Consider the following 14224-nt stretch of genomic DNA (forward strand, 5'->3'; position numbering starts at 1 on the left):
GAGCCGTCCGAATCATGTCGTCGATGATTCGATATTGCTCCGCTTTGCCTTTCAACTTAAACTCTAAAACTATCATTAGAATAGTTTATCACTTTTGCTAAAACTTTTACTTATAAATCTGTAGAGTTAACAAGTCTTCACACTTTTTATAATTAAAGCCGTCCTATAAAGACGGGGCTTTAGACCCAACTTTCTGGTAAGAAAACAGCATTGCCATCTCCTGGACAAACAAACATAGTCCTGGACACATCAAGCCAAAGAAACCCGGTTTTTTACCCAATCTGTCGGCTACAATCAAGTATTTTCCTAAAAACCCGGTTTCTGACCACCCGTGCGTCCAAGACTATATAGCGGTTCTCTAAAAAGTGAGGTATGCCCTATGCCCTATGCCGGATAGTACCTCATCTTTTTGAGAAAGACTATATCTATCCCAATCGGGAAATCAATTCATCAGCCGATAACTGAGGCAATTGTTCCAACAACAATGTCAACTCTGCGACAGGTAAAGCCAACAAATTAGCAACCATTGCAGGTAAACTATCGCCAAATTCATTTAACCGCAGTCCCAAGACATTTTCTGCTAACAATCTCACCGCTTCTTGCCTGCCTGCAGCATCCACCGCGAGCATAGATATCGCCAGTAAAATCACCGTAAAATCGGCAGCAGGTATCCTGGACACAGGAGAGAGAAATGCTATCATCAACGAGTCTAGTTCTCCAAATCTCACTCGCAGAAAGTTCTCTAAAATTAAGCGCTGTTGTTCTTGTCTTCCTTGTTCTAATCCTTGCTCTAATCCTTGCTCTAATCCTTGTTCCTGTGCTGCTTGTAACTGTTCTTGAAAGAGAGGTGCGATAGTCATAATTAACTCCCGGTCTTCTGTTTCTATGGGCTGTTCTAAATTTGCTACTAAGTTTGATTGCAGTCGATACAGCAATTCTAACGCATTAGTTCGCAGGGGGTTGTCTGTAGCCAAGGCGATCAACTCGGCAACTGCTTTTTCCTGCACCTTTCCTCTGCCCAAAATCCTCAGCCACAAGGTTTCTGGAGTTTTTGGCAACTGATGGATTACCACAATTGCCGATCGCAAATATTCCCCCAAAAAATAGATTCCCGGCATCCAATTGGGTTCGTCTGGTTGTGCGCGAAACCCGTTTAACAGCGATTCTGACGCTGTGGGAGTGAGAATCCACAATTTCGGAAAATCATTTTCGTTAAGTCGAATATTGTCTCTTCTGGCTTCTCGCTCTAATTCGCTCTGAATATCAAACAATTTGCTGATGCAACCGACAACTTCCCTGATAGTTGCCGGGTTGCGGAACGGTTCAAAAATTGCCGTCGCAGTTGCTAGTTGCCCCAACAATCCTAAGTTTTTGATATGTTCTGGGACTGTGGCTTCATGAGTAAAGTAAACATCAATTTCTCGCACTTCGGAAGTGACATCGCGACCGATATTGACTGTTCCTAATGGAGACAGCATCTCTTCTAGGTATTCTTTGGCAAAGCGATCGTGAATTAATCGAGTCATTCGATTTTAGATTTTAGATTTTAGATTCACTGCATCAGTTGATTTTATCACGCTTTCAAGCAATACTTTAGGTTTTCTGTCATTGCGACGAAGGAAGCAATCGCCAAGACTTAGATTGCTTCGTTCCTCGCAATGACAATTATGAAAATTGACTTGTATCAACAATTAAACTCTCTCAAATAAGAATATTCATTATAAAAATTGCATAGTCCCGCGCCGGACACGGCATTGCCGTTTTCCTACAGATATCGGGTATAATTTAGAAGATTTAGTCCTAGTTTTCAGAATTGGTATGATGCAGCAACAATACCTAACAATTAAACAACTTACTGAAGCGGTAAAAGGCACAATTACGCCTCGGATGGTGCGGCATTATCACGCTTTGGGGCTGCTATCTCCGGCCGTGCGATCGACTTCTAACTACAGACTTTACACCCGCAGCGACGTGCAAAGACTTCAAAGAATAGTCGCACTCAAGCAACAAGGCTTTCAACTGTCTCACATCCGCAAATTGTTAGAAACTGATGCGGATGCTTCCCCTGACACGCTGGTGGCGGCTTTGCAACAGCAATATCTGTCGGTAATTCAGCAGATTGTTCGCCTCCGAGAAACGGCTTGTGCCCTCGAAGGATTGCTGGGGCGGGATCTTTCGTGTCAAGCGGTGCAAGCGGGCGCACTGGCGCAATTGAGGGTGTTGCAGGCCCAAACTGACGGGGAGTTGGGACAGTTGGAACAACTTTGGGAGGGTTGGGATGCGGGGGCGCACACTCACCCGGAGGATTTTGGGGAGTCGTTGCAGCATTTGTTGCCGGATTTGAGCGATCGCTCGGAAATTGAGGTAGACTTGCTTTCTAAACTGGTGTTAGCCTGCGGTGATTGTTCGCTGCTGCCGTTTGTGAAGTTGAGCGAAACGGCGATTAAATCGGCGCGGGAAGCTTTGAAAAATCAGTGTCAAATTGTGGCTGATGTGCCGCCTGTTTTTGCGGCTTTGGATGGGACTAGATTGGCGCATTTGGGAACAAGTATTGCAACTTTAATTGATGATCCGCACATCAATGCTGCGGCGGAAGCGGAACAGGAATTCTGGCAGCAGGGTGAGTGGTTTGATAAGTTGTTGAAACTCGAAAAAGGATGTATATTAGTGATAGGATATGCGCCGTCTGTGCTGATGGCGGTTTGCGAGGCGATCGAGAGTGGGCAACTGCAACCGGCTTTGGTGATTGGAATGCCGATCGGTTTTAGTCATTCTCCGGTGGCGAAACGGCGGTTAGTGCGATCGGGCGTTGCTTATATTACGACTGTGGGAACTTTTGGCGGCGGGTTGTTGGCGGCGGTTGCTTTGAATGCTTTGGTTGAGTCTTTGATTGAAAAGCCGAATTGTCACTGTCATCTTAAGTGAAGATGGGATTTAGGTTGGTTGTGGCGAAGAAGGAGTCAGGAGTCAGGAATCTGGAGAAGAATACTCTCTTTCCTCCTGTCTCCTCCTCTGGTGAATACTTCCGAAAGTTTTAATCCCTGATAGGGAGTTTGGTTAATTGCGGCCGATACGATCTGGGAAATTGCCCCCATCTACTTCGTTTCAATCCCTGATAGGGAGTTTGGTTAATTGCGGCAATGCTTGCGGCTGCGGATGTAATCGATGTGGCGTGTTTCAATCCCTGATAGGGAGTTTGGTTAATTGCGGCCAGTGCCGCCTCTGCCTTTGCGACGTTTGATGCCGTTTCAATCCCTGATAGGGAGTTTGGTTAATTGCGGCGAAATTTCCCCGCACTACGACAATTTACGATTTAGTTCGTTTCAATCCCTGATAGGGAGTTTGGTTAATTGCGGCAAAGGCGGTACAATGCTACGTGGATGCTATTAAAGTTTCAATCCCTGATAGGGAGTTTGGTTAATTGCGGCTTGCTCCCTATTGTGCCTTATTAGCCCTTCTAGGTTTCAATCCCTGATAGGGAGTTTGGTTAATTGCGGCGAAAGAGCGGCCGATCGGTTGGAACTTATGGGAAAAAGTTTCAATCCCTGATAGGGAGTTTGGTTAATTGCGGCTTGGAGTGCTGGGATATTTTTCTCTCACAAAAGCGCGTTTCAATCCCTGATAGGGAGTTTGGTTAATTGCGGCTTTGTTGGATTTTCTTGCTTTCCCATGTGTAAAAATTGTTTCAATCCCTGATAGGGAGTTTGGTTAATTGCGGCTAAAACCTTTTTCAACGACTAAAAGGGTGTAAAGAAGTTTCAATCCCTGATAGGGAGTTTGGTTAATTGCGGCCCTTGGTCTTTCGCTAGTTCTCAAGAAGAATGGATCGAGTTTCAATCCCTGATAGGGAGTTTGGTTAATTGCGGCTAAGCAATTGGAGATAGGAGCGTCCGCTATCCCTCTGTTTCAATCCCTGATAGGGAGTTTGGTTAATTGCGGCGCTGCTCCCCTTGACAGAGTGTTTGCTCGCGTGCTCTGTAAAGTTTCAATCCCTGATAGGGAGTTTGGTTAATTGCGGCTTTTTCTTAGATAGATAAAACTATTATACTCTTGTTTCAATCCCTGATAGGGAGTTTGGTTAATTGCGGCTTCTCCGCCCCCCGTCAGCATTTACGCAGAAGGGTTTCAATCCCTGATAGGGAGTTTGGTTAATTGCGGCCTGACGGACTCTCACCGCATCAAGGATGGAGCAAGTTTCAATCCCTGATAGGGAGTTTGGTTAATTGCGGCCCAGCTAATCTGCAGCATCGAGCGCAAAGAATTTGGTTTCAATCCCTGATAGGGAGTTTGGTTAATTGCGGCATTATGGAACAAGAACGGGCTTATTCAATCACAAATGTTTCAATCCCTGATAGGGAGTTTGGTTAATTGCGGCTTTGAAGGCGTGCGCTTCATCTATAAATAAAGCATCGTTTCAATCCCTGATAGGGAGTTTGGTTAATTGCGGCGGTAAATCGAGTCGTCGCCCCCAGCAGTTTAGCCTGTTTCAATCCCTGATAGGGAGTTTGGTTAATTGCGGCGCTATCAGTTCTGCTATCACTTTTTGCAATCACTGATGTTTCAATCCCTGATAGGGAGTTTGGTTAATTGCGGCTATGGGCGCGATCGATGCGATACCTGGATTCCTGGAAAGGTTTCAATCCCTGATAGGGAGTTTGGTTAATTGCGGCCAAAGAATGAACACAAGATAATTCAACAATATTGCGTTTCAATCCCTGATAGGGAGTTTGGTTAATTGCGGCGCTACTTCTTGCCAATTAACGCCCGGAATAGCGTTTCAATCCCTGATAGGGAGTTTGGTTAATTGCGGCGCTAGCTTCTAATAATTCTTCAAATCTAGCAAGTGTAGTTTCAATCCCTGATAGGGAGTTTGGTTAATTGCGGCTTGCGCTCCATTCTCGTAGTCAATAGAGTTAGTTTCAATCCCTGATAGGGAGTTTGGTTAATTGCGGCTAAATTAGGTGAAACCCTTGTAGCGCATGGATTTGTTTCAATCCCTGATAGGGAGTTTGGTTAATTGCGGCTACCCATTTGCCTAGCTGGCTGCGCTTTCTAGCTACTTCTCCGTTTCAATCCCTGATAGGGAGTTTGGTTAATTGCGGCCGCAGCATCAACGCCCTTGGCGCAGCCAACCAGGTTTCAATCCCTGATAGGGAGTTTGGTTAATTGCGGCGGAGGGAATCACTTTTAAAATCCCCAGGCTACGTTTCAATCCCTGATAGGGAGTTTGGTTAATTGCGGCCGCCATCAAGTGCGGAAGTTCGAGCGCTCATTGGAATAAGTTTCAATCCCTGATAGGGAGTTTGGTTAATTGCGGCTCTACTTGCCCACAATTCACAATTCGAGGTCAAACTTTTCGTTTCAATCCCTGATAGGGAGTTTGGTTAATTGCGGCTTTAGGGCGCCGCAGGCCAACCGGGGTGAGTAATACCCGGTATGTTTCAATCCCTGATAGGGAGTTTGGTTAATTGCGGCATAGATAAAGGCAACTAAAGTATAACCGTCATCCTTGTTTCAATCCCTGATAGGGAGTTTGGTTAATTGCGGCAATGATTCTAAGAATGTTTATGATGTTCGAGATGTTTCAATCCCTGATAGGGAGTTTGGTTAATTGCGGCTTAGGAAATTCTGGCGATCGGGCAACTGATGAATAAAAAAGGTTTCAATCCCTGATAGGGAGTTTGGTTAATTGCGGCTTTTTGGCTGCGCTTGCCTTCTCCCGTTGCAGTTCTTGTTTCAATCCCTGATAGGGAGTTTGGTTAATTGCGGCGAACGACGCAGCCGAAAACACCGACGCACCAGGAAAAAGTTTCAATCCCTGATAGGGAGTTTGGTTAATTGCGGCATGGCCGGCACACAAAAAAAGTTTCGACCTCGTGCGATCGAGTTTCAATCCCTGATAGGGAGTTTGGTTAATTGCGGCCTCACTAAGCCTCTGAAACCCAAGAACTTCTAAGTTTCAATCCCTGATAGGGAGTTTGGTTAATTGCGGCCGGAAGCTTCTAAGGTTTACGTTTTGCACTGGGCGGAAGTTTCAATCCCTGATAGGGAGTTTGGTTAATTGCGGCAAAATATTCCGATCGCCGTCAAGGGCAAAAAATAGATTCTTGTTTCAATCCCTGATAGGGAGTTTGGTTAATTGCGGCCTAGGGCATTTTGAGGGAGATCCCGCAAGCTTGTTAACGTTTCAATCCCTGATAGGGAGTTTGGTTAATTGCGGCTTTCTAGCTTTCTGGCTAGAATCGATCCTCGATCTGTCTGTTTCAATCCCTGATAGGGAGTTTGGTTAATTGCGGCTTGGCACAATCCCACAACGCGGGAACCTGTGGAAGCAGTCGATCTGTTTCAATCCCTGATAGGGAGTTTGGTTAATTGCGGCTCCGGCAGCCAATAGGGTACTTCGAGTAGTCCGTAATACCAGTTTCAATCCCTGATAGGGAGTTTGGTTAATTGCGGCTTCAATCGATACTTGCAAGGTATCCGATCGGATGTTTCAATCCCTGATAGGGAGTTTGGTTAATTGCGGCATCGGAGACGCGGACATTATCAGAAAATGTCAAGTTTCAATCCCTGATAGGGAGTTTGGTTAATTGCGGCGCTATAGCCCAAGCGATTGCCCTTTCACCTACCCAAGTTAGTTTCAATCCCTGATAGGGAGTTTGGTTAATTGCGGCTTGATTATGCCCTAGTTTTTATAAAAGCACAATAAATCACAGTTTCAATCCCTGATAGGGAGTTTGGTTAATTGCGGCTCCATCTGTTCTTGGGCTACCTCTACATCTACAGTTTCAATCCCTGATAGGGAGTTTGGTTAATTGCGGCTTCAGGCAGGCTACGCCATGATGGGAGTCAATATCGTCGTTTCAATCCCTGATAGGGAGTTTGGTTAATTGCGGCACAGCCAATTCCCGGTAACGGGAAACTTCGGCTCGCAAGTTTCAATCCCTGATAGGGAGTTTGGTTAATTGCGGCAAATTATAATGTGGGAGTGTTTTGGTGATCGTGTTTTTATGTTTCAATCCCTGATAGGGAGTTTGGTTAATTGCGGCGTTTTTCGGCACCCAGCGCGTACCGTTCTCGCACCAGCTCTTGTTTCAATCCCTGATAGGGAGTTTGGTTAATTGCGGCAGAAGAATCCGAAACAGCGCTTGACTGGTGGCAGGGTTTCAATCCCTGATAGGGAGTTTGGTTAATTGCGGCAGGGTTTGTTATATGTGTGATATTAATGATGCTAGTTTCAATCCCTGATAGGGAGTTTGGTTAATTGCGGCAAGAGTACAAAAAAACATTAACCATGAAAGCACCGTTTCAATCCCTGATAGGGAGTTTGGTTAATTGCGGCAAGCGATCGCCTTGAGTTGGTCGATGCGACGGTAGCTGTTTCAATCCCTGATAGGGAGTTTGGTTAATTGCGGCTATTAGTAAATGTATATTCTTTACTACTTTCTGTAATGTTTCAATCCCTGATAGGGAGTTTGGTTAATTGCGGCCTAAGCCACAATTTGCGATCGGTGACTTAGTAGCCCAAGTTTCAATCCCTGATAGGGAGTTTGGTTAATTGCGGCTTCAAGTGCTTTTCTGCTTTGGGGGAGGAAATTTCGTTTCAATCCCTGATAGGGAGTTTGGTTAATTGCGGCTGCTCCGAATAAGTCCCATCTTTATTGCCCCGCTTCTTGTTTCAATCCCTGATAGGGAGTTTGGTTAATTGCGGCGCAGCGAGAGATTTAGCCGATCGATATAGCTAACGGGTTTCAATCCCTGATAGGGAGTTTGGTTAATTGCGGCTTACTGTGGTAACTGTGGTATGTGATGATTCAGGTTTCAATCCCTGATAGGGAGTTTGGTTAATTGCGGCCAGACGCAAGCATTTTTTTTGGCTCGGATGCTGGCGATGTTTCAATCCCTGATAGGGAGTTTGGTTAATTGCGGCGCACCCTCAACCATTGAAACTCTCTCTACGAGAGGTTTCAATCCCTGATAGGGAGTTTGGTTAATTGCGGCATAAAAAGTCTGTGTTTTCTTCAGTTCAAATCTGTTTCAATCCCTGATAGGGAGTTTGGTTAATTGCGGCCGTAGTCGCAGCGATTAACGCAAGGGGGTAAAATAATGCCAGTTTCAATCCCTGATAGGGAGTTTGGTTAATTGCGGCCGGCTGATTCCCCCGCTTCATCCGCTGGCAAATCGAACGCGGTTTCAATCCCTGATAGGGAGTTTGGTTAATTGCGGCAATAGCCTTTTGCAGCCATTACAACGGGGATTTTAGTTTCAATCCCTGATAGGGAGTTTGGTTAATTGCGGCAGGAGCCATAATTTACGCCTTTTAAGAAATAGGTTGCCTGTTTCAATCCCTGATAGGGAGTTTGGTTAATTGCGGCTTTACATAGAAGGCTGTGATATCAACGGCAAACTTGTTTCAATCCCTGATAGGGAGTTTGGTTAATTGCGGCTAAGCATCAAAGTGAGGGACTAACCGACACATCAGCCGTTTCAATCCCTGATAGGGAGTTTGGTTAATTGCGGCCTCAAGCCTCCCGCGAGTTTAGCGAATCTCAATGTTTCAATCCCTGATAGGGAGTTTGGTTAATTGCGGCAAAATGTGGATGAGCCATTAACTCACCATCATCAGTTTCAATCCCTGATAGGGAGTTTGGTTAATTGCGGCCGCCCGTTCCAGAAGCCTTGCTGTATTTGGTTTTCAACGTTCATTTGCGTCTGCATAAAACAAAAGTACCATTTCAGCCTTCGACTTGTCAATACCCAACTTTTCATACATCCCTCAAACCTTTATCCTGCATAGATTTCAGCGATTGCGTCTGCCATCTTACTCGTCGAAGTACGTCTAAGCCTGACAGCACATACATTATAGCCCTCAAAATTAACTCCTCGATTTTAACACCCACTCACAGACGCATTTTCCACCCAAAAACACACATCAACCCGATCACCACTTCCCCAAAGCCCCCCAAACAGTACCCGAAACCACCCCCCAAATCGCCCCCAAACCAGCCCCCACGATCGCCCCCGCCACAGGCCCCAACTCCACCGGCACCCCAGCGCTAACAGCCGGAAACATCGCAGACACCCCCGCCCCCAACACAGCACCCGCAAAAGTCCCCAAAAAACTGCCCCAAATCGCCCCCAAAGTCCCACCACTTACACCCGAAGGCTGAAACGAAATCGGCAACTTCGGCGCAAACCCGCAAAAACCCAACAAACCCCCAGAAACCACACCCCCAACAGAACCCACACCAGCCGCCACGATCGCCACACCCAGCAACAAACCCGCAAACTCATTCACCGGTCGCATCTGGCCACCGTATTGCTGCCAAACCACCAGCCCAGCCCCCAACAAAACACCAGCCAGAGTCCCCACAAACGAGCCCCAGACGGCCCCCAAATACCCTCCCCGCCGGCCCCACACCCTCCCCACTGGCAGCGCCAGAGGAGGCTGAAAAGTTGCCCAAACACAGCCCCAGACAGCGCCAACCACCGCCCCAGCCAAAATCCTCTCCCCGATCCCCGGAGTGCTATTAATCGCCCCAAACACCGCACCGCCGATCGCCGCCAACAAAAAAGCCCCCCAAGACGCCCCCACCAAAACTCCGCCCCACTTCCGCCAAATCTGATTCGGCGGCAAAGTAAAAACCCCCCACATCACCCCAAAAAAACAGCCCCAAATCGAACCAACAAAAATCGCCCCCAAAATAGCGCCGCCGCCCTCAGCTATTGCTGAATAAATCCCCCCGATCGCCGCCAAACACAAACTACCCCAAACACCTCCCCAAGCAGCATCCTGAAAAATGCGCTCAAACTTGCCCACGGGAAGCTGAGGCGCAGGAGTCCGACTCCGAGAAGACATCGGCATCGGTAGCAAGGGCACTGCGTACTGGCCGAGGGGGCGTGGCAGCCCCGTGGAGGGCTGTTGCCGACGCATTGCCGGCTTGGGCACGACGGGCGGTGGTTGGGGCTTTTTACGCTTGGTTTTCGCGGGCTGCAAGTGCAATCCGTGGCTAACTGCTTGCCGCGAAGGAAACGGATCGCGCCCTTTCAGGAGTTTTGCCCGATCGCACCAAGGGCACCGACTGAGATGATTTCCGTATTTATGCTGAGTGTTTTTGCTGCAAGTAACTAAAGCATCTTCCGCTTCCCGAATCGCATTCACCCAAGTTTTCGCATCCGGGCGCGCCGCAGGATTGCCATGCCCTTCCTCAAAACAGCGGATAAACATCTGCCGCAGTCGCGGATGCAGCATCTCAAAAGGAGGCGCCGCCGGCATCGGGCGGTAGGGAATCCGCTTCGTACCTGTAGGAAAATGGCCCGATCGAATTCTCGCTTCCAAAGGCGGCGGTTCATCGCTACCGAGATAAACTCCCGAAAACGGGTGCGTACCTTCCATCAGCAATTGAAAAATTAATACCGCTAAACCGAACAAATCGTGCTCTGGAGCTCGATCAATATCGCGAAAAGTCTGTCCCTGCAACTCCGGCGGCGTAAACTCCGGCTTCCCCACGGGACACCGATAAACGTAACCCGTATAAGGATCGCGCACTTGAAACGAATCGGTGTCTACCAGCGTTACCAAAGCTGTATCCGTCACCAAAATGTTCGACTCGTTCACGTCGCCGATGACGTAACCCCTGACGTGGAGGGCGTTGACAGCCGAGGCGAGATTTCGGGCGGTGCGGTGGAGGTAAAGATAGCTAAATAGCGGTTTTTGTTCGCGCCTGGTTTTGGGAGTGTAGAAAGTGTGTACCGGCATCACTTTGTTGACGCGCGGCATCACAAAACCGACGATTTTTTCTCGCCCGCCCACAGTATGCAGCAAATCTATCGGCCAAGCTATTGAGGCGTGTCCCGGTTCGGCGATCGGCGCATCCGGCGGCATACTGAACATGACTGTGAGTTTGTCGCCGTCTTCGTCTGTCGGTTTGTGGTAGATTTTTGCTACAAGGGACGAGTCTTGGGCGATCGGGTAGATGCGACCTTCACCCCCACTGGCGATCGCGGTTTTGGTGTCGATCGCAATCAGTTGTCCGCTAAATTGGCGCTGCAACTGCATAGAATTCGGTTATGGGATACAGGATTTGGAAGCCATCACTCAATAAACTTGACTTGCCCATTAAATCTTACCTTTGTTAGGACTTAGGCACCGATGCGTCGAAACCGGGTTTTTCACCAAAAGACGGGTTGCAGCCCGCAGATTCGGTAAAAAACCCGATTTCTTGGGTGGGAGTGGGTAAGCCCTGTTGCTGTTAGTGGGATGGGCATCCCGCCCCTCCATCCATTAGTGGGATGGGCATCCCGCCCCTCCGCGCTATCAAAATTAAATGTGAACCAGCTTCAAATCCACCGACAATAACAACATTTTATCCTCAATTTTTTGTCTGACGGCCGGTGTCACCTGACAATTATCGCTGTTGAGGCATTCCACCAGCAAGCTTTGGGCATAGTAATACTGTTTCAGCAAAGTTTTCTGTTGGGGGTGAAAGTCTCGATTGTAGCCGATCGCAGTTTTGAATTTTGCCAGCCAACAGCCACCGAATTCTTTGCGCCACTTTTTCCAGTTTTGCAAATCAGGCATTTCAGTCTGAAATTGTGCCAGCAGTTGTTTAAGTTCTGGTTCAATATCCAGCGCCCAAATGCCAACCAAAATACCCGCCACATCATTATCAAAAGCCAATTTCCGAGACTCGTTAACATCCGCAAATTCTACATTTTTTCCAGCCTTTGCCAAACAAGTCCGCAACTTGCGAACTTTCGATCTATCAAACTTCAGACTCGGATCGAGGACGCGAGTCAAAGTCAAATCGAGCACGCAAACTAAAGCAACATAAAAAGCGCGAATTTCGACTGGTTTAAAATTCCTTTGTACTAACTGAGACTTGTGATTTGCCCAGATTAGCAACTGCTGCAAGGTTTCATCTTTAGCCACCATACTATCAATTTTTTGTTGCATCAGCAGCAAAAGTTCGTCAGCAGGTTGCAAAATGCTGACAACTCTCACAAATTCATTTTTCCACTTTTTGTCTGTAATCCGGCTGACCAATTCTGGCAGCGATTCCGGGTTCGCACTGTCAATCAGATATTCTGGTTGAGTGTGGGTTTCCTCTAGCAGTTCGTCAACTGCGCTTTTGATAAAGTTATCCACCAACCAGTCGCGGGTACGCGAGAAATTGCTCTCCAATTCCAGGTAATGACTGCCTAATTTTGCCTTAAAGTCTTTGGGAAAAATCTTTTTAGCCACTAACATATTTTTCCAGCGAGTTAGCTGGATGGCGTTGCGTTCGGGAAAGCGGTTGTACAAATAGTCGATCGCGATCGCATCTAGAATATCCGCACCCAGGATTTCCCGCCGTTTCACCTCGTTTTCTAGCGCAATTTCTCGCCGCCCAGTTAGATCACGATGCTGGCTAACATTTGGTTCAATCAAGCGCTGAATCAGCCAGTTTCCCCCACGGAAAAAATCCCGATCAAACTCCAAGTAAATCGCGCCAAACAAAGCTTCAAAAGTCTCAGAAAAAACTCTATCGTACTCGCTTTTTTCTGTTTCTCTCCCATTCCATACGCGCCAATTAAGTTCGTTTAATTTCAAATTTTGTGCAAAATTCTCAAGTTTTTTCGGATATTCTAAACGAGCTTTTAAGGTTGAAATAGCATCTGGATCGAGTTCTGGATATTCACGGTAGAGGTAATCGGTAACAACAGCACCAAAAATCGCTCCGCCTAATAGTGACAGCCGTTTGTACTTAACCTCTTGCCAAGCGGGAGACTCCTCGGGGCGATCGGAGTAGTAGCTGGTTGAGTAACGGCAATTTAAGGCGATTTCCAGCAGTTTTGTCTGCTGAAAGCTGGGAATGTCGATCGCTGCTTTGACTGATTCAATATCTACATTTTTATGTTTAATTCGCTCTAATTCTTCTTCACATTTACCCCACTTTTCCAACCAATCACCGCCCGCATCTTCCACATACAAATCTACAAAATCTACCCCGTAATTCATCCATTCATCCTGCATTTTTCTGGCTGCTTCCAGTTCTTCCCAGACTTTTTGCAAGTTATTTTCAACGGTGTGTGTACCTTGTACTGTCATAGTATTTGATTTTGATGTAATTTGATTTTATTTCCAACAACTCTACGGCGATTAAATCAAATCTCAATTCAATTTAGGCCAAATTGCTAGTTATTTCACTCTTATTGATTGCTGCGGTAAATCTTCCCGTTACTTAGCCTTCGTATCAAGCACCTGTTGCCACCGTCTGGCATACCTCTCCCGGAGACAGAAAAGGGGAGGAAAATCTTGGTCTGTTTTCCCTTTTCCAGAAGCAGGCTGGGGGTTAGTTTTTTGGCATTGTCGAGAATTGTGCAATATGTGAGTTAGTCAAATTTTTTTTTCACGGAGTTTGGAGCAGTCGAACTATTCTCAGCAGCAGATCTGCTTGATTTACGGGAACTTGAGGTAACGACCTGCGGGCAAATTATCGCTATTATATAATGCAATGTTAACTAACTGGTTCAGGAAATTTGCATCGTTTTTATCATAACTTAAAAATAATCCTCTGTCAATCCCCCAATCTTGAAGAGTTTGTTGCCAATTCTGATATTTTTGTTCAGAGAATTCATCCGAAAGAGTTGTGACTTGAATGCAGAGGGGCTGCTGTTGGCGGTTGCTAACGATCGAATCGGTTGCCATAGAAAGATCTGCAACATATCGATACAAAACAGTGCCTTGGCGATCGACAATTCGGGCGGCGATCGCACGAATGACGCCATCGTCAGCCGGATCGAATTTGCCGGCCTTGAGTTTTTGTTTCCAGATGTAAAATTTGCGATCGTTTTCGCTCAGCCATTTAGGAAATAGATAGCTGTACCAATACCTTTCCCCCGGCGTCATTAACTCAAACGCCGCTTGTTTTTCTATTTCCGAAGGTAGAGATTGAACTGCCAGCCAAACCTGAGAATCTCGGATAAGCTGTAGCAAAAAAGCCATCACAAATTTCTTAGCAGTTAGCGAACCGGGTTTAACATCTTTCACCCAGCGATTGATTTCATCCAATCTTCTCGCCAAACTCGGATCTATTGGATCTGCTGCGCTAATTAGGGAGTTGAGCTTATCCTTAATATCTTGTGCTTGCAAGTGACGACCTACTGTACAGATTAAACCAGAATTGTGTGACACCTCGATTTTATTATAGAACCGCACCAAATTTTCGCCGATAGTTAAACA

The 14224-nt window shown here is 46.7% G+C and carries 5 protein-coding genes and 1 CRISPR repeat array; of the genes, 1 reads left to right on the plus strand and 4 read right to left on the minus strand.

The features are described 5' to 3' along the window. Positions 1-425 precede the first annotated feature (425 nt). Positions 426-1526 (minus strand): flagellar assembly protein H, encoded by a 1101-nt coding sequence (locus QUA44_RS18665; RefSeq protein ID WP_333253226.1) that lies wholly within the window; start codon positions 1524-1526, stop codon positions 426-428. Between the two features lie 292 nt (positions 1527-1818). On the opposite strand from QUA44_RS18665, the gene QUA44_RS18670 reads away from it, so the two are divergent. Beyond that, the gene (locus QUA44_RS18670) at positions 1819-2925 is read left to right on the plus strand and encodes a precorrin-8X methylmutase (RefSeq protein ID WP_333253224.1); all 1107 of its coding nucleotides are present in this window, start codon (positions 1819-1821) and stop codon (positions 2923-2925) included. A 106-nt stretch (positions 2926-3031) separates the two neighbouring features. Beyond that, positions 3032-8662: direct repeats of the CRISPR family, unit length 37 nt; unit sequence GTTTCAATCCCTGATAGGGAGTTTGGTTAATTGCGGC. Between the two features lie 279 nt (positions 8663-8941). Here QUA44_RS18670 and QUA44_RS18675 read toward each other — a convergent pair. From QUA44_RS18675 to QUA44_RS18685, 3 genes are all read right to left on the minus strand, one after another. Further along, on the minus strand, positions 8942-11059 hold the full coding sequence (locus QUA44_RS18675; RefSeq protein WP_333253222.1) for a DNA-binding protein: 2118 nt from the start codon (positions 11057-11059) through the stop codon (positions 8942-8944). A gap of 264 nt (positions 11060-11323) precedes the next feature. After that, positions 11324-13090 (minus strand): NACHT C-terminal helical domain 2-containing protein, encoded by a 1767-nt coding sequence (locus tag QUA44_RS18680; RefSeq protein ID WP_333253220.1) that lies wholly within the window; start codon positions 13088-13090, stop codon positions 11324-11326. Positions 13091-13441: 351 nt separating this feature from the next. Next, positions 13442-14176 (minus strand): hypothetical protein, encoded by a 735-nt coding sequence (locus QUA44_RS18685; RefSeq protein WP_333253218.1) that lies wholly within the window; start codon positions 14174-14176, stop codon positions 13442-13444. Positions 14177-14224 lie beyond the last annotated feature (48 nt).

The organism is Microcoleus sp. N9_A2, from assembly GCF_036701775.1.
Lineage (GTDB): Bacteria > Cyanobacteriota > Cyanobacteriia > Cyanobacteriales > Microcoleaceae > Microcoleus.